Here is a 16,367-nt window from a genome sequence, read left to right as displayed (position 1 = left end):
TTCGGGAGCCTTGTTTTGTTTAAGGGGGACACATGGAAATCGTTAAACGAATTAACACCAGCGCTGTCCTCTGCATCGACGGAAATGGCAGGCAGCTGGTGGCATTCGGGCGTGGCCTGGGGTTTAAGGACGTTGGCGATGAATTACCGCTCTCGGAGATTCAACGAACGTTCTATAACGTTAGTTCCCGCTACATCGCTCTCATTGATGAAGTCTCGGATGAACTTCTCGAGCTGACCTCGGATGTTATTGATATGTCGACAGGACTGCTTCCCTATGAAGTAAGCCCTAATTTGCCGTTTATTCTTGCGGACCATATCGCGTATGCAATTAAGCGCAAGGAGCAAAACATTGTTGTCCATATGCCCTTGTCTTTTGATGTTCGCCAACAATATCCCGTCGAATTCAAAATCGGCGAGTACGCGCTTCGAATAATCAGGAAACGTCTCAATGTTAGGCTTCCCGCTCATGAGACAGTTGGAATTGCCATGGCGTTTATCAATAACATGGCCGATTCGGATTCATGTGAGCTGGCTGAAGAGTTTGGCACGGACGTTTACGATCGCGTTCTCGAAGAATCAACTATTGCTGTTGAAAGACGGCTTGGTATTCAAGCTGATCGGGAGGGCTTCGATTATGCAAGGTTCGCAACCCACCTTCAGTACCTATTCAATAGGTTGAACTCTGGCGAAAGTATCGTAAGCGACAACCGCAAGATGTATCTCTCGCTCAAAGATGAATATCCGGTGGCATCGGCGTGCGCCGATGACATCGCTTCTGTTCTCAGCCGGCTGACGGGCCAAGAACTTATAGACGAAGAAAGACTCTATCTGATGATGCATATCAATCGAATCGCATCGAAAGCTAGGTAATTGGTCGGCGAAGGCGCGCGCTTTGCCGATGGTTACATATAAAACACAACATGGGAGAAATGGTATTTATGGCAGATACAACCAAGCTCGCTGCCGAGATTCTCGAGATGGTGGGCGGTGCAGAAAACGTTACATTTGTAGCCCACTGCATGACTCGTTTAAGGTTCAATCTTAAGGACGAAAGCATCGTAGATGATGCAAAAGTCAAGGCAATCGATGGTGTGATCGATATTCGCCATTCAGCAGGGCAATACCAAGTGATTGTGGGGCCCAAGGTCGATAAGGTCTACGAAATCGTTGCAAAGGAAACCGGGGTTGACACCGGGAAGTCCGCGGCAGATGAAGGCGAGACCAAAGGTTTTCTGGGAAAGCTGATGAAGCTGATCAGCGGCATCATGATGCCCGTTCTTCCCGCCTTGATTGCATGCGGAATGATAAACGCCGTCCTTAGTATCCTGACGACGGCAGGTGTCGTTTCCGCTGAGAGCGGAATTTATACCCTGCTGTACGGCATGGGAAACGCCAGCATGTATTTCTTGCCCGTTCTCGTCGGATCGTCTGCGGCCAAATTCTTTGGAATCGATCAATATATCGGTGCGGTGCTCGGTGCAATCCTGCTTTACCCGACTTTTGTTGCCGCAGCTGGAGCTGGTGATGCGCTGGATTTGTTCGGCATGAAGTTCACGATGGTGAGCTATGCCTCGACGGTGTTTCCCGCTATCGTGGCGGCTTGGTTCGCATCCGTTCTTTATAAGTGGCTGCGTGCGGTTCTTCCCGATGCTTTGGCATTTGCACTCGTTCCGTTCCTGACAGTTGCTATTGCTGCCCCCATCTCGCTTCTTGTGGTTGGCCCGGTTATCCAACAGGCGAGCTCCTTGCTTGCGACTGCCGTACTGGCGGTCTATCAGTTCAGCCCCATTCTTTGCGGCGTTATTCTTGGACCGATATTTGGCCTCGTCATGATTCCTCTTGGACTCCATTGGGCCCTCATTGTGATCTCCATCAACAATATTATGACCGTCGGTTCCGACCCTATCCTTGGACTTCTTTGCGGTAGCATGGGTGTCGTCGGCGCTTGCTTGGCGTTTGCTTTCCGCTCGAAGGATCCGAGCGAAAAGAGCCTTGGATTCAGCTGTGCCATTACGAGCCTGTGCGGAATTACAGAACCTGCCCTGTACGGCATAGTTTTGGAGCACAAGAAGATCATCGTCGCTTCCATGATTTCTGGTGCAATTAGCGCTGTTATCCCGGCTATCTTCAATACCCGCACGTTCGTTATGACGTCGAGTGGTATTTTCAGCTTCCCCGGCTACATGAATCCTTCCGGTGATATGAGCAGCCTTATTGGTGCGATCCTTTGCAATGTCGTTGGTTTTATTCTTACCTTCGTCCTCGTCTACATCATGTATCGCCCTGATGCAGACACGTCGGCGGAATAGACAATTATTCGGAATGTAAGCTGCTGAAAACCCCGCGGCAGATTGCATATGGTGGGCTTGCGATTGATCTGCGCGAGCCCACCTCGTTTTTGGAGTGACTGGTTATGACAATTACTGCCGATATGACATTTGGAGAAATCGCACTTCTTCCTGAGTTCGCTGGGTTCGGTGAGCATCTCATGCTTTGCCGACCTTCAACTTGGGAGCGCATGTGGAATAAGCCCATCGCGGCCCATTTGAATTCCGACACTAATCCGTATGAAGTTACTCGTGTTCTGCGCGGGTTGAATCGGATTGTTGAGCTTGCGGATGACGGGAGGCAGGTTGCATACGATATTTGGGATGAAGCCGATTGTATTCGCGATCCGACCCGGCGCAACACAAAGCTGTTTTTCTTTCCGGGGCGACCGGGGGCGCCATTCGTTATCGCGATTTCGGGTGGGGGCTATCAGAGCGTTTGTCACCAAATGGAAGGTTTTCCCGTTGCTCCCGAGCTCAACGATGCGGGCTATAACGTGTTTGTGTTGTCATACAGGGTGAGGGTCGAGCCGCTGATGCCGCGTCCGATCGATGACCTTAATCGCGCAGTCCGTTTTGTCCTCGAGAATTCAACGCGATTTAATGTGGACAAAAAATATGCGGTTATCGGTTTTTCCGCTGGCGCGCATTTGACCGCCGAGTGGGGGACGGATAACAAGGGGTTTGCATCTTACGGATGCGAGCCGCCAAAAGCTTTGGTTCTGTGTTACGCCCCGATTGACCTTCATGAGTCCGAATGTGCGTCAGACCATAGATTTCTTGATTCGGTGTGCGGTGGAGCTGGGCACGATGCGATTGATGATTTCTGCATTGATCAACATGTGTGGGAACGGTATCCGCCGACATATCTTTGGCAATGCGCCGACGATGATGTCGTATCGCCCGGCAATCTCGGAAAGATGGTTGACGCACTGGATGCGGCTGGGGTGCACCACGAGGAGATTGTGTATCCAGAAGGAGGACATGCGTTAATGAAACCTCATGCGCCGGAAACTGATCACTGGTGCTCGGGTGTCATTGAGTTCCTTAAGGGCTATCTCGGCTAAGTAAAATACACGCCGCCCTTTTGCCCATGTGACTCTGGTGCGTGTTGTTTGCGGTATTGACTCCATCAAAAGACGGCTAATGTTCTAGAATGTTTATATAGTCACATTTACGAACAGGAGCGAACATGCATATCTACTCTGTTACCGATCCCGAGTTCAAGTCCTACGGCCGCGTGTGGGACGACGTACCCTCCAGCCTGACAGCTCCGCTTGTCGAGGCACTTTCCGCCACGCCCATTCCCGAGGGTAGCAAGTATGTGGCCTCCGCGCCCGAGCTGGAACAGGTCGAAGGTGCCGACACGCTCGGTCTGCTCATGTACGGCGGCCGCCCCTTCCAGCTGGGCTGGTGCAACGGCCGTAACACGAAGCTCAACTGCCTGGAGTATCACCGCGCCAGCGAGTTCAACCTGGGCGCCCGCGATTTTATCCTGCTGCTGGCCAAGCGCGAGCAGATCGTCGACGGCAAGCTCGATACCGCGCAGGTCAAGGCCTTCCGCGCGCCGGCCGGCACGCTCGTCGAGGTCTACGCCACGACGCTGCACTACACGCCGTGCATGGTCGACGACGGTGGCTTCCAGGTAATGGTAGCGCTGCCCGCCGGCACCAATGGTCCGCGTCCCGAGGCCGCTGCCAACATGTCCGCCGCCGGCGACAGCTACTGCTACTGGAAGGCCGACAAGTGGGTTCTCTGCCACGCCGATAGTCCCAAAGCAGCCGAGGGCGGCTACGTAGGCCTAACCGGCAAAAACCTCGACATCACCTGCGACTAGCGCTTCGTCTCAATCCTGTAACATCTAGCAGCCAAAATCGTCTCTACCTGTTACAGAACGAGACAAACTGCAGGGGGCTGCCCGAAAATCTCAATCTGTAACACCAGGCTCGGTTTTGACGGTCTAACTGTTACAGACCGAGACAAACCGGTCAAAACCATCACAAAGGTGCCTGTCCCCTTCGTGGTGGTTTTCCTACAGCTGACTGCGCAGGTAGTCAGCCATATAAGGAACAGCGAAGCGCACGTACCCGCGGCGGGCCTGTTCGATTACGCCGGCGTCGATAAGGCGCCGGCGATACTTTTGTGCGTAGTCGGGTGTGACCGACATGCGCTCGGCTACATCAGAAATGCGCGACACGGTGTCTTCGTCATCCGCCATTGCGGCAAGAAACGCAACGTCTTGGTCCGAGAGCGCGGCGAGCGTCGTCTCGCACACATCGTTTTCGAAATCGACCTTTGACGCCTCGATGGCTCCGTCGACTAGCTCTCGTGTTGCGCGTTCTCCTGCCTGGCAACGATTGGCGATGTTGTAACCGATGAGCTGCAACATGTAGGGCGAGCCCTGGGTTGCGCGAGCGGCATCTAGTCGAAGATCGCTTGGGATATCAAGGTCGAGTTCTTCGAAAGCCCGCTGGTAATAGGTGTCGACGTCTCCGACTGAAAGCGGTTCGAGTGTGACTTTGCGAGCGCGGTTGAGAAACGTCAGCACGCGGTCATTGAGCGTCGCCGAGACCGCTCCCGGAAGGCCCGCCATAACGAGTGCGACGTTGAGTCTCTCGCCGACGAGTTCTTGATAAGCGGTGACGAGTTGTCTGATCTCGGGCGAATTAGCCTGAAGCTCATCGATGAGGATGAGGATGCCATGTCCTTGCTCGGTTAGTTTGCGCGCCAGTTGCGTGAGCTTGAACTGGAAACTCTTGGTTTCCTGCACATCGCGCGTGAACTCAAGGCCGGCTGAGAAACCGAAGACGCTCAGGCTGCCGCCCGTGAGTTTAGGGAGATGGCGTTTGTTGGCATAGGGCTCGCCCGCCTCTTGGATTTTTTCAACAATGCGCTCGAGCATGTCCTCGGAGGCAACGGTGGGCGTGGCGACGACGAAGCCGAGCTTGCGAGCGCGATCGGCGAGCTCCCACAGGAGAACCGTCTTGCCGCTTCCTCGCTGGCCGAGCATGAGCATGGCGCGGTCTCGATTGCCCGGCTCCTGTTCAAGGCCGGAGATGAATGTTGAAATTACATTTCCTCGCCCAACGAGATAGGATGGGCGATTTCCAAATGAAGGGGAGAAGATGGTTTCAGTCATAAGTCTCCTTTCCTTTTTTTCCTATTTTTTCCTTTTTTTCCTATTCAGTCAAATTGACTACTGGTCGAGGGCGGCTTCAGGGGGGCTCATCGAAAAGAACCTCGACATCAACGAAGACCGGGACCTTCTGTCTCGTTTTGTAACATCTAGCAGGCTAAATCGTCTCTTCCTGTTACAGATCAAGACGAACAACAGCGGGCAAGCCGAATAATCTCAATCTGTAACACCAGGCCCGGTTTTGACTGCCTATCTGTTACAGATCGAGACAAACCGCCCCCAACCACCACAAAGGCGCCTGTCCCCTTTGTGGTGGTTGGGGCGGCGGTATCAGAAAGTGTCAGCTGTGGGCGGCTGTCGACCGCTCGCGTGCGAAAAGAAGTGTCGACCTGCGCCGTTGCCGTTGAGCGATGCGCTGTTTGCGGTGATACTGAAATCACGACAAACATCGTGTGAAAGGATCGATGCATGGCTTTCCGTAAAGACTTCCTGTGGGGCGGCGCGACGGCTGCCAACCAGTGCGAGGGTGCCTACAACGTGGATGGCCGCGGCCTGGCCAACGTGGACGTGGCGCCGCACGGCCCGGAGCGTTTCGCGGTGGTCTCCGGCCAGCGCAAGATGCTCGACTTCGAGGACGGCTATTACTACCCCGCGCAGACCGGCATCGATTTCTACCACCACTACAAGGAGGACATCGCCCTCTTTGCCGAGATGGGCTTCAAGACCTTCCGCATGAGCCTGGCCTGGACCCGTATCTTCCCCAACGGTGACGAGACCGAGCCCAACGAGGCCGGCCTGGCCTTTTACGAGGACGTGTTCCGCGAGTGCCAGGCGCGCGGCATCGAGCCGCTCGTGACCATCACGCACTTCGACTGCCCCATCCACCTTATCAAGGAGTACGGCGGCTGGCGCAACCGCAAGCTCATCGATTTCTACAAGAACCTCGCGACCACGATCTTCACCCGCTACAAGGGCCTGGTGAAGTACTGGCTTACCTTCAACGAGATCAACATGATCTTGCACCTGCCGTTTATGGGTGCCGGCCTGGTCTTTGAGGAGGGCGAGAACAAGGAGGCTGTCGAGTACCTGGCCGCCCACAACGAGCTCGTCGCCAGCGCTTGGGCAACCAAGATCGCCCACGAGATCGACCCCGAGGTTAAGATCGGCTGCATGCTCGCCGCTGGCACCTACTACCCCTACAGCTGCCGTCCGGGCGATGTGCGCGCCGCACAGCTCGACAACCAGGACAACTACTTCTTTGTCGACGTCCAGAGCCGCGGCTACTACCCGGCCTATGCCGTCAAGAAGCTCGAGCGCCTGGGCATCGACGTCGGGATGACCGACGAGGACCGCGAGATCCTGGCTGCCAACACTGTCGACTTCATCAGCTTTAGCTACTACAGCACCCGCTGCTCTGCCGGTGCCGACAATCCCGATGTCGAGAAGACCCAGGGCAACGCCTTCGCTGGCGCCAAGAACCCCTACCTGCAGGAGAGCCAGTGGGGCTGGGCCATCGATCCGCTGGGCTTCCGCATCACCCTCAACGACCTGTACGACCGTTACCAGAAGCCGCTGTTTGTGGTCGAGAACGGTCTGGGCGCCAAGGATGTTGTCGAGGAGGACGGCTCCATCAACGACGACTACCGTATCGACTACCTGCGCCAGCACATCAAGACCATGCGCGACGCGGTGACCGAGGACGGCGTTGACCTGCTGGGCTACACCACCTGGGGTCCGATCGACCTGGTGTCTGCCGGCACGGGCGAGATGTCCAAGCGCTACGGCTTTATCTACGTCGACCGCGACGACGCGGGCAACGGCACCCTCAAGCGTTCCAAGAAGAAGAGCTTCGACTGGTACAAACACGTCATCGAGACGAACGGCGAAGACCTGGCCTAAGGACCCAAGGCACTCAACCTTGGGGCTCCAACCCTCCTCGCGTACCTAAGTACGCTTCGTCGGGCTTGTCGCTCCCAATCTTGAGCACCTCAGGCCCTTAGGGGGCGACTCCGACGGACGTGTTTTACGCGTAGAACTTCATAGCCTCTTAACCAAGGCGCCCGGCGAGCAGTTTGCGCTCGCCGGGCGCCTTGTTAAAAGAAGTGAAAGAAAGCAAAAGAAGTTAAAACTTGCAAAAGAAGTGAAAAGGAATAGGACTCAATATCGATAAGAGACGTTCTGCCGTCCACGGATTTTGGGACATGTGGCCCGTTTTTTGGGCCTGCCTGTCGGTACACTAAAGGCACTATGGGTACCCGCGAGCGACATATCGGCCACGCGACCGCCCGGTCCGCACCCGTGGCGGATCCCAGGGGCGGCAGACTCTTCGCCATGCCGCGATTCCTTGCCGGCATATCGCATCGCATATACCGCCACCGCGCCTTTGCCATCGCCGGCGCCATCACTGCGTTGTTCCTTATACTTTTGGCAGTTTTGCCGGCGCTGTTCGCCTCCGACCCCAAGTTTTCCAACACCGTGCCTGTGTATTACCGGGTGTCCAAAAGGATCGTGGACGAGCTTACCCATTCGAGCTCCATTCCGTTGCTTGTCGCCGCGGTCGTGTTTTCGATCTGGGGCGTTCTCGCTTACCTGCGCTGTTTGGACTATGTGTTGCGGCGCCGCCTTGTTGCCATTGCTGCCATCTGCGCCCTGTGGGTGATCGAGGTCATCCTTAAGTACAACTCATTCACGCCAACCTACGCCACGCTGCTTTGGTACCTGTACTACGTACCCATGACGCTCATCCCGTTGCTCTACCAGCTGTGCGGCATGCGCCTCGCGGGCGTGGAGCAGCATCGCGCGGGTCGCCGCTACCGCACGGCCTTGTGGATTGCGGCCGCCCTGCTGATCGCGTTTGTGCTCACCAACGATTTGCATCGGCAGGTATTTCACTTCGACCGCGCAAGCGAGACCTGGAGCAACGACTACACGTATGGCTGGGGCTACTTTCTCTTTCCGGCATGGACGGTCTTTAACTTCGTCGCCTTTTTTGCCCTGGTGAGACGGTCCTCGTCCTTTAGAATCCAGCGTTTCTCGGGTACGGCGGCGCTCGTGTTGCTGGGCGGCGCGTTCTTTTGCGTCTCATATGTCATGCGCGTGCCCTGGGCGTGGAAACTCAACTTTTCGCTGGTCTATTGTGTGCTGTGCGTGGTGACGCTCGAAATTTGCCTCGATTGCGGCGTCATCCCGTCGTATCACGACATCGCCGGCATCTTCGATACCCTGCCGCTCGACCTCAAGGTCCTGACGCGCGACTTGCAGGTGGCCTATGCCACGCCGATGTCGGGACCGACTCCGCCGGGTGTGTTCGAGGAGCTTCGTGCGCAGGAGCACGGGCGCGCCCATGCCTTTGCCGTGGCGTCTACCCCCGATGTGATGTATCGAGCCTTTCCGCTGCTGGGCGGCTCGGCTCTCCTTGCCCAGGACGTCTCGGAGCTCAACGAGCTCAATCGCGAGCTGGCGCATCGGCGCATGGAGCTGCAGCGTCAAAACGAACTGTTCGCGGCCGACTATGACCTCAAGGCGCACTTGGCAGACCAGGAGGCCGAGGCCCTGCTGATCCAAGACGTGGACCGGGCGCTTGCCCGCGCGCTCGATGAGATGTACGGCCTGCTGAGCTCGCTGCCCCCGCTGACCGACGAGGCGTCCTCGCATGAGCGCTACCGCATGCTGCAGTGCGCAAAAATGCTCGTTGCCTATTGCAAGCGCAAGGGGTCGCTCACGCTGGCGCAGCACGGGGAGAGCGGCTTCGACCGCGACCGTATCCAGCTAATTGCCAATGAGCTTGCAAGCGATCTGCGCACTATCGATGTCGACTGCGCCTCGATTATCGCCATACGCCGCCCCATGCACGCCAGCACGGTAAGCGCACTGTACGACTGTGTGTACGACTTTGCCTTTTTTGCCTATACCACCGATCATCCGGCGCTTATGTATCACTTGAGCGACCACGATTCGTGTAGCGTCGAGCTACGCGCCACGCTCTTCTCCAACGACGAGGGCGATCTTTCGCGGACGCCCGCCGCCCACGAACTCGAGGTCGCGCTGCGGGGACGAAATGTGGCGTATCGTCTTGAGGGCGAGCCCGGTCAGCTGCGCATGACCGTCTTGATGCCACGGGCAGGTGAGTGACCATGCAGATTCCACTTATCCTTCCCCAGATTGTCGCGCTCGACGTCGTCTTTGCCCTCGCGGCATGCCTGCAGACGATTCACGTTCCGCTCATCGCGTCACGCCGCTCGTCCTATAACCGCAAGGTGATTTGCGTCTACGAGGCGAGCCTGGTGCTTCACCTCATGATCCTGGCCATTATTATGTTTGGCTCGAGCGGTTCGTATCTGCTGGCGCCGCTCAACGTTTGTGCCGAGGGAATGGGCAGCGTGCTGTGGCTCAACGCCGCGACCTTTGCCTATGGCGTCGTGCTTATGGTGCATTATCGTCGCCCCGTTATGCTGGTTGAGCTGCTGCTTGTTGCCGCCGTGACGCCGCCGGTGGTCCGCGCCATGGGCCTGGCGTGGACCGCTGTCGTTATCGCGGAGGCGGCATTTTTCCTCTTCCGCTCCGTCGCGGCGCTCTTGATGGACGTTCGCAATCGCCAGGAAGACATCACGGCGTTCTCGACAATCGAAACCATCAACGTGATTCCCGTGGGCATCCTCTATCTGGACCCGAAGGGCCGCCCGTTGCTTATGAACCACTGCATGCGCAAAAACCTGGTGGAGCTTCACATGCCCACCGACTTGGGCGATATGAGCGGTACGTGGAGCGACCTGCGCAAGCTCAGCATGCAAACGCCCGAAAGCAGCAAAAACCGCATGCGGATTGATCTGGACCGCTTTGGTGAGGCGCGTGCGGTGATCGAGGTTTCTCCCGCCGAGATACGCCTCTTTGTGTGCGATAGCGTTATGGTTTCGGGTCGTTCGTTCGAGCGCATCATCGGCCTGGATGTGACGGAGTATGCGCATGCGCACGACCGCTTGGCGCAAGCTAACCACCTGCTTGAGCTTGCGGGCCAAGAGCTCCAGGCCCAGATCGAAGAAGTCAAAAAAGTTGCCGACAATGCGGCCTACCTGCGCATGCGTGCCCGCGTTCACGATGTGATCGGCCAGCGCCTGTCTATCCTCCATCGCTATCTGGAGGAGGGGCGCTTGGACGACGAGTCGCTCGAGCAGATCGACCCGTTGCTGCGCTCAATCGCCGCCGATCTGCGCAGCGGTGGTGCCAGCGAGCCTGCAGAGCAGCTGGACGATATCGTCAACGCCTTTGGCCTGGTGAGCGTGCAGATCGATGTCGAGGGCGCGCTGCCAAAGGACGCTCGCGTCGCTGCGGCGTTTCTGCAGATTATCCGCGAGGCCTCGACCAATGCCACCAAGCATGCGCAGGCGCATCAGGTCCATGTGCGCCTGTGGCAGGAGGGGACGGATGCTGACGCCGTCGCGCGCATGACGATTTCTAACGACGGGTCCCCGGCCCCCGTATCGTATCGCGAGGGAACGGGTATCCCAGGTATGAGGCATGTCGCGCAAGATCTGGGCGGCAGCCTGGAAGTTCGCCCCGCCCCGCCCTTTACGCTTGCGGTATCCATCCCGCTCAACTGCAGCGCCACGGACCAAAGGAGAAGCTCATGATCCGCGTGTTAATCGTCGAAGACCAGGCCATCTTGCGCGAGAGTCTCGCGCGCTCCGTGGGCGACCAGCCCGATATGACCGTTGTCGCCGCGATCGCCGATGCTTCCGATGCCCTCGATGTTGCGCTCAAGGAACGCCCGGACATGATACTGATGGACGTGTGCACCGAGCACGATTCCAACGGCATTGTGGCGGCGGCGCGCATTAAAAAAGAGATGCCCGAGTGCCGCGTCATCATCATGACGGGTATGCCCGAGATCACCTTTGTCGATCAGGCGCGCGAGGCGGGCGTCGATAGCTTTGTGTACAAGAACGTCGGTATCGATGAGCTGTTCGCCGTGATGCGCTCCACGTTGGCGGGCTACTGCACGTTTCCCAAGCCGCCCGAGAGCATTTTTTCGGGCACGGCGGCCCTCGACGATGTCGAGCTGTCGATTCTGCGCCTTGCCTGCGAGGGCAAGAGCCGTCGCGAGATCGCGGGCGAGCTGTTTATGAGCGAGGGTACCATCAAGCGCCGCATCTCGGAGATTCTGAGCAAGACCGGCTACGACAACATCATGCGCCTGGCGGTGCATGCGGTGACCGAGGGCAGCATCGTCCCCAACATGGAGCGCCCGTAATCGACGCTCCAGCCGTGCCTCGACGCTAAAGACAAGCCGCCCGTTGCTTCACTCTGAAAGCGGCGGGCGGCCTGCCTGTGGACGCGGCCTATTTGCATGGCCGGTGTTTTACCAACACAAAGCGACGGGGCCGCAGGATCATCTCCTGCGGCCCCGTCTGGTGCCCGCGGATATGTCCGCCAATCCGCGGCTGTCGATGTCTGTCGCTACGCGATAGTTGCGCTGTAGGAGGCGACGTCCTCGTAGGAATCGGTCAGATAGACGTCGATGCCGATGGTCGTGTTGACCAGGTCGTCAAGGCTGTCGAGATCGCCGCTCGAGAAGCTGTATTCCTCGGTGGCGTTGGTGCCGGGCATCAGGTGAGCCGAGAACCAGGCATCCTTCATGGTGCCGTTGACGTTGGTCTTGCCGGTGGGAGCGTAGAAGGTCAGGTCCTTGTCGCTCTTGTTGGTGATGTTGACGACAAAGCCGATATCGCCCCACTCGTCCTTGAACTTCTCGGTGATGGTGATGGTGCACAGGTCGTCATCGGCGACGGTGACGGCGGGGGAGATTTCAATGTTCTCGGTGTCGTCGTCTTCGACGGCCTCATCGATCTCCTCTTCCTTCTCGGCGGCCTCGCGATCCTTCTTCACCTTGCCGGAGAGATCCTTATCGGACTTGGTAAAGATGAGCTTGTCCTCGCCTTCCTCAAGGATGAGCTTGCCGTCCTCGAGCTTCACGTCATGCGTTTCCTTGTCAATGGTGATGCTCGCGGTGGTGGCGTCCTTGGCTTCCCACTTGAGGTCGTCGACTTCGGAGAACAAATCGAGACTGCCCGTGCCGTCTTCGTTGAGGACCAGGATGATGTTGACGCCCCATTCCTTGAACATCTCCATGTACTCCTCGGTCAGCTCCTCGCCCTGCGAGGTTCCACCCGAGAGCTCCCAGCTGCCGACAAAGTTGGCCTTGGGGTCTTTGCCGCCGCTGCAGCCCGTAAGGGCAAAGGCGAGCGCCAGGACGCATGTCAGGAATGCGAGTGCGGACTTTTTGAACGTTGTCTTCATGGTGTCCTCCTTCTTGTGTGAAAACCCATAGAAGCAAATGCGGGGGTGGCGGAACCCCCGCCAATTACCAGATAAAGGGGTTAGGGCCTAGGCGTTCCGCAGTTGCTGCAGAACTTGCTGCCGTTTTCGCTGCCGCAGTTGGGGCAGAACCACTTGGCCGGTGCTGGGGCGGGAGCGGGGCTTCCGCACTCGGGGCAGAACTTGCCGGTGTTGGTGGCGCCGCAGCTGCAGGTCCATGAGCCGGCTGCGGGGGCGGCGGGTGCCGGTGCGGGGGCGGGTGCCGGAGCCGGCTGCGGGGCGGCCTGCTGCTGTGCCTGGCCGGCGGCGAACAGCTGGCTGGCGTTCATGCCGCCCATGCCGCCTGCCATGCCCATGCCCATAAAGCCGGCCATCGCGCCGTTGGGGTTGGCCGCTGCCGCGCGCATCGCGTCGCTCTGGGCGCTGGCGATGTTGGCGGCCGCCATGGTGGGGTCGCGCATGACGGCGGCCTTCTGCAGGTCCTTGATCATCTGCTCGTCTTCTTGCGAGGCGGCGATGGAGTTGACGCCAAAGCTCACGATCTCGACGCCGCGCAGGTCGCGCCAGTCGGCGGAGAGAACCTCGTTGAGTGCACGGGCGAGCTCGGTGGTGTGGCCGGGGATGGCACTGTAGCGGATGCCCATCTCCGAGATCTTGGCAAAGGCGGGCTGCAGAGCGGTGAGCAGCTCGGACTTAAGCTGGCTGTCGATCTTGTCGCGCGTGTAGCTATCGGTCACGTTGCCGCACACGTTGGTGTAGAACAGCAGCGGGTTGGTGATGCGGTACGAGTACTCTCCGTTGCAGCGCACGGAGATGTCGACGTCCAGGCCGATGTTGTTATCGACCACGCGGAAGGGCACAGGCGAGGCGGTGCCGTACTTGTTGCCGATGATCTCCTTGGTGTTGATAAAGTAGACGCGCTGATCTTTGCCCGCGTCGCCGCCAAAGGTAAAGCGGCTGCCGATATTGGCGAACGTCTCCTTGATGGAGTCGCCCAGGTTGCCGCTAAAGACGCTCGGCTCGCTGCCGGTGTCAAAGACAAACTCGCCGGGCTCAAGCGCGACCTCGATGATCTTGCCGTTTTGCACCACGAGCATGCCCTGGCCGTCGTTGACGGCGATGACCGAGCCGTTGGAGATGACGTTGTCCTCGCCGCGCGTGTTGGAGCTGCGGCCACCGGTACGTTTGCTGCCCTTGCAGGCCAAGACGTCAGCGGGCATCGATTCGCAATAGATAAATTCCTTCCACTGGTCGGCCATGACGCCGCCGGCAGCACCCAATCCAGCTTTCAAGAGTCCCATGGTGATTTTCCTTTCTCGTCAAAGGCCGGGTGGTATTGGTCAGAATGGTTAATCGTCCTTGTTGTCCTTCATGACAACCGAGGTCTCGGTATGGCTGAAGGTGTCGTGCTTCTCGGTCAGGTCGAGCTCGCCACAGTAGCAATCGGCGTGGGTGGCCTCGTTGGCCGTCTTGAGCTGGCCCACCAGCAGCACGTCTGCGATGACCACGATGATCAACGGCGCGACGATGTTGATGAGGATGCCCTCGACATCAAAGGTGAGGTAGTCCGGATCGAAGGCATTCCCACCCATAAAGAGAATCTGGGAGAGGACAAACCCGATCACAAAGAACAGCACCGAGGCGATGGCGAGCTTGGGCTTGGAACAGGGAAGCTCGCCGACCATGCGACCGGTCTGGCCGTTCATGGCAAACAGATAACTCTTGCCGTTCCACGAGGTGGAAAGCATCCACACGGGGAACAGGGCGTAGTCGCTGTCTTCCCAGGTGTAGTCGAGCTGCTTGCTTTCGACCGTGGCGTCGTCGTACTCGTCGACGACGGTTTCGCGCAGGGCCGAGATCGTGCTCTCCTCCATGCGACGCTCGGCGCGCGCTTTGCAGGTCTCGCAATCCTCGTCATAGCGGTTGGCGATGTAGCCGGGCATATAGGCGACCGAGAACGGGCGCAGCGCGTCGTAGTCAAACGGCTCGATGGCATCCATGTGGCCGTCGGGCATCTTGGACGATCCGTCGACGGGCACGCGCTCAAACGAGATGTTGCCCTTGCGGTAGGCATCGTAGTGATCGGTGGTCGTGACGGTGCGGTCGGATTCCTCGGTTACGGTTTCGTTGGTCGCGTCGAAGTACACTTCGCCGTCCACGTGGGCGCCGTAGAGCCAAAACGGCACGTAGACACCTTGGACTTCGTCGATGTGGTTGCCGGTGACAAAGCTCTTGGGCAGTAAGATCTTGCCCTTGTAGTGTTCCTTGAGCGCGGCCATGACATCGTCGCGTCCGAGCTTAAACGGGATCACCAGATCGGGCGAGAAATCTCCCGAGAGCTGGCCGGGTGCCACGGCGGAGTTGCCGCAGTACGGGCAGGTGGTAACGGCGACAGTACCATCGGACACGAGCTCGGCGCCGCACGACGAGCAGATGTAGCCGGCGTTTTGGGCCAGCTCCTGCACGGCATCGTCGACAGCAGGTTTGGGAGCTGCTGCTGCGGCATCGGCTTTGGCATCTGCCTTGTCCTGGCGCTCGCGATAGAGGGCCTCGACTTCTTCGACTTCAAAACGCGAGTCGCAGTAGTCGCAGACGAGCTTTTGCTCGGCACTGGCAAAGTGAAGGGGGCCGCCACATGCGGGGCACTGATAGTTGACGCTCTCGAAGGCCATGATCGGTCCTTTCGCTGCCGGAGGCTATGCGCCGATGGCGCCGCCGCAGTATTCGCAGCGCCCACTGGCATCGGGAATGGTGGTGGCTCCGCAGAAGGGGCAGGTGACCGCGGTCTTGGGGGCCTTGGCGGCCACGACGCTGTCGCGCGTTTCCTGACGCAGCTGCACCAGTGCATCGCGAACTTCGGTTGCCTGGCGCTTGGCCTCGCGGTACTCGATGGATCCGCGCTGCTCGATGGTGGAGTCGTTTACGCGCAGGTTGATTTCGGTAAAGTACGGCGTGTTGACATGGATGGTCAGGTTAAAGTCATAGTCCAGGTCGTAGCGCGGCGGGTTGTAGCTCTCGCGCTCGCCGTCCTTGGTCTCGCGATAGATCTCGGTCCGATGCTCGTCGATGTCCATGTCGCAGCCGAGTACCTGCGAGAACTCGATGATGTCGGGATTGGCGTCGCGCCAGCGGCTCTGCGAAGTGATAATCAGCAAGCCCGCGTCTTCGTCGAGCATGATGTTGGTGCGCCCGGCAGAAAGCGTGCGCGTGGGGTTGAACGACGCCAGGCGCTCGGCATTGGCCTCGCGGTAGGCGAGCTGCTCACGGATATCGTCCGCGGTGCTGGAACGATAGCCGCCAAAGAAGGGGGAGAGCTTGCCGACGCACTCTTTGCACAGGTAGCCTTCGTTGATCTTGGTCTTCCCCAAAAGCCCCAGCTCGGTACCGCAAATCGCGCACTCTTTCTTCTCGAACATCTTGTCAAAGAAGCCCATGGCTGCCTCCCATCAACAGGTAGCGTGTGTCACTTTTGATGATGGGGGAGTGCACGATCTTTCACGATACCCAGACGGCTCAAGGAGTCTCCACAACTGGGACACATGGCCCATTTTTGATTAGTCGTTGGGGACGTACTTAAGCGAGTGCCCACTC

At 58.3% G+C, this 16,367-nt stretch carries 13 protein-coding genes; 8 read left to right on the top strand and 5 right to left on the bottom strand.

The window, feature by feature from the left end:
• Positions 1-32: 32 nt before the first annotated feature.
• The 4 genes from ACEXKH_RS05010 to ACEXKH_RS04995 all read left to right on the top strand — a co-directional run bounded on the left by ACEXKH_RS05010 (position 33) and on the right by ACEXKH_RS04995 (position 4,166).
• The gene (locus ACEXKH_RS05010) at positions 33-872 is read left to right on the top strand and encodes a PRD domain-containing protein (RefSeq protein WP_373573304.1); all 840 of its coding nucleotides are present in this window, start codon (positions 33-35) and stop codon (positions 870-872) included.
• A gap of 68 nt (positions 873-940) precedes the next feature.
• Positions 941-2,311 carry a PTS transporter subunit EIIC gene (locus tag ACEXKH_RS05005; RefSeq protein WP_158554644.1) on the top strand — a complete coding sequence of 457 codons (1,371 nt, stop codon included), beginning with the start codon at positions 941-943 and terminating at the stop codon, positions 2,309-2,311.
• A 104-nt stretch (positions 2,312-2,415) separates the two neighbouring features.
• Positions 2,416-3,396, top strand: a complete 981-nt coding sequence (locus tag ACEXKH_RS05000; RefSeq protein ID WP_276675040.1) for an alpha/beta hydrolase — start codon at positions 2,416-2,418, stop codon at positions 3,394-3,396.
• 125 nt (positions 3,397-3,521) lie between these two features.
• Complete coding sequence (locus ACEXKH_RS04995) at positions 3,522-4,166, top strand: DUF4867 family protein (RefSeq protein ID WP_373573303.1); 645 nt, start codon at positions 3,522-3,524, stop codon at positions 4,164-4,166.
• 195 nt (positions 4,167-4,361) lie between these two features.
• Here the strand turns inward: ACEXKH_RS04995 and ACEXKH_RS04990 are convergent, their stop codons facing one another.
• Complete coding sequence (locus ACEXKH_RS04990; RefSeq protein ID WP_195622200.1) at positions 4,362-5,468, bottom strand: ATP-binding protein; 1,107 nt, start codon at positions 5,466-5,468, stop codon at positions 4,362-4,364.
• Positions 5,469-5,933: 465 nt separating this feature from the next.
• On the opposite strand from ACEXKH_RS04990, the gene ACEXKH_RS04985 reads away from it, so the two are divergent.
• The 4 genes from ACEXKH_RS04985 (at position 5,934) to ACEXKH_RS04970 (ending at position 11,712) form a co-directional block, all read left to right on the top strand.
• Positions 5,934-7,364: a 6-phospho-beta-glucosidase gene (locus ACEXKH_RS04985; RefSeq protein WP_373573302.1), complete on the top strand. Its 1,431-nt coding sequence runs from the start codon at positions 5,934-5,936 to the stop codon at positions 7,362-7,364.
• Positions 7,365-7,973: 609 nt separating this feature from the next.
• Positions 7,974-9,596, top strand: coding sequence for a histidine kinase N-terminal 7TM domain-containing protein (locus ACEXKH_RS04980; RefSeq protein ID WP_373573301.1), 1,623 nt, complete (start codon positions 7,974-7,976; stop codon positions 9,594-9,596).
• Positions 9,597-9,598: 2 nt separating this feature from the next.
• Complete coding sequence (locus ACEXKH_RS04975) at positions 9,599-11,092, top strand: sensor histidine kinase (RefSeq protein WP_373573300.1); 1,494 nt, start codon at positions 9,599-9,601, stop codon at positions 11,090-11,092.
• Positions 11,089-11,712 carry a response regulator transcription factor gene (locus tag ACEXKH_RS04970; RefSeq protein ID WP_373573299.1) on the top strand — a complete coding sequence of 208 codons (624 nt, stop codon included), beginning with the start codon at positions 11,089-11,091 and terminating at the stop codon, positions 11,710-11,712. The genes ACEXKH_RS04975 and ACEXKH_RS04970 overlap by 4 nt, the downstream gene beginning before the upstream one ends.
• Before the next feature lie 206 nt (positions 11,713-11,918).
• Here ACEXKH_RS04970 and ACEXKH_RS04965 read toward each other — a convergent pair whose 3' ends face one another.
• The 4 genes from ACEXKH_RS04965 to ACEXKH_RS04950 form a co-directional block, all read right to left on the bottom strand.
• A complete protein-coding gene (locus ACEXKH_RS04965; RefSeq protein ID WP_373573298.1) occupies positions 11,919-12,758 on the bottom strand; it encodes a hypothetical protein in 840 nt (279 codons plus the stop codon).
• Between the two features lie 80 nt (positions 12,759-12,838).
• Positions 12,839-14,077, bottom strand: coding sequence for an SPFH domain-containing protein (locus tag ACEXKH_RS04960; RefSeq protein ID WP_373573297.1), 1,239 nt, complete (start codon positions 14,075-14,077; stop codon positions 12,839-12,841).
• A 48-nt stretch (positions 14,078-14,125) separates the two neighbouring features.
• Positions 14,126-15,448 (bottom strand): hypothetical protein, encoded by a 1,323-nt coding sequence (locus ACEXKH_RS04955; protein ID WP_373573296.1) that lies wholly within the window; start codon positions 15,446-15,448, stop codon positions 14,126-14,128.
• 24 nt (positions 15,449-15,472) lie between these two features.
• The gene (locus tag ACEXKH_RS04950; protein WP_373573295.1) at positions 15,473-16,210 is read right to left on the bottom strand and encodes a DUF4428 domain-containing protein; all 738 of its coding nucleotides are present in this window, start codon (positions 16,208-16,210) and stop codon (positions 15,473-15,475) included.
• Positions 16,211-16,367 lie beyond the last annotated feature (157 nt).

The sequence above is a fragment of the Collinsella aerofaciens ATCC 25986 genome, from assembly GCF_964259375.1.
Lineage (GTDB): Bacteria > Actinomycetota > Coriobacteriia > Coriobacteriales > Coriobacteriaceae > Collinsella > Collinsella aerofaciens_BO.
This window is presented reverse-complemented; position numbering and strand designations above follow the sequence as displayed.

Excerpts from the sequence above, each read along its gene's own strand:
- ACEXKH_RS04975 (WP_373573300.1), top strand. The coding sequence starts at position 9,599 with ATGCAGATTCCACTTATCCTTCCCCAGATTGTCGCGCTCGACGTCGTC.
- ACEXKH_RS05000 (WP_276675040.1), top strand. The coding sequence starts at position 2,416 with ATGACAATTACTGCCGATATGACATTTGGAGAAATCGCACTTCTTCCT.
- ACEXKH_RS04995 (WP_373573303.1), top strand. The coding sequence starts at position 3,522 with ATGCATATCTACTCTGTTACCGATCCCGAGTTCAAGTCCTACGGCCGC.
- ACEXKH_RS04985 (WP_373573302.1), top strand. The coding sequence starts at position 5,934 with ATGGCTTTCCGTAAAGACTTCCTGTGGGGCGGCGCGACGGCTGCCAAC.
- ACEXKH_RS04960 (WP_373573297.1), bottom strand. The coding sequence starts at position 14,077 with ATGGGACTCTTGAAAGCTGGATTGGGTGCTGCCGGCGGCGTCATGGCC.
- ACEXKH_RS04990 (WP_195622200.1), bottom strand. The coding sequence starts at position 5,468 with ATGACTGAAACCATCTTCTCCCCTTCATTTGGAAATCGCCCATCCTAT.
- ACEXKH_RS05005 (WP_158554644.1), top strand. The coding sequence starts at position 941 with ATGGCAGATACAACCAAGCTCGCTGCCGAGATTCTCGAGATGGTGGGC.
- ACEXKH_RS04955 (WP_373573296.1), bottom strand. The coding sequence starts at position 15,448 with ATGGCCTTCGAGAGCGTCAACTATCAGTGCCCCGCATGTGGCGGCCCC.
- ACEXKH_RS04970 (WP_373573299.1), top strand. The coding sequence starts at position 11,089 with ATGATCCGCGTGTTAATCGTCGAAGACCAGGCCATCTTGCGCGAGAGT.
- ACEXKH_RS04965 (WP_373573298.1), bottom strand. The coding sequence starts at position 12,758 with ATGAAGACAACGTTCAAAAAGTCCGCACTCGCATTCCTGACATGCGTC.
- ACEXKH_RS05010 (WP_373573304.1), top strand. The coding sequence starts at position 33 with ATGGAAATCGTTAAACGAATTAACACCAGCGCTGTCCTCTGCATCGAC.
- ACEXKH_RS04950 (WP_373573295.1), bottom strand. The coding sequence starts at position 16,210 with ATGGGCTTCTTTGACAAGATGTTCGAGAAGAAAGAGTGCGCGATTTGC.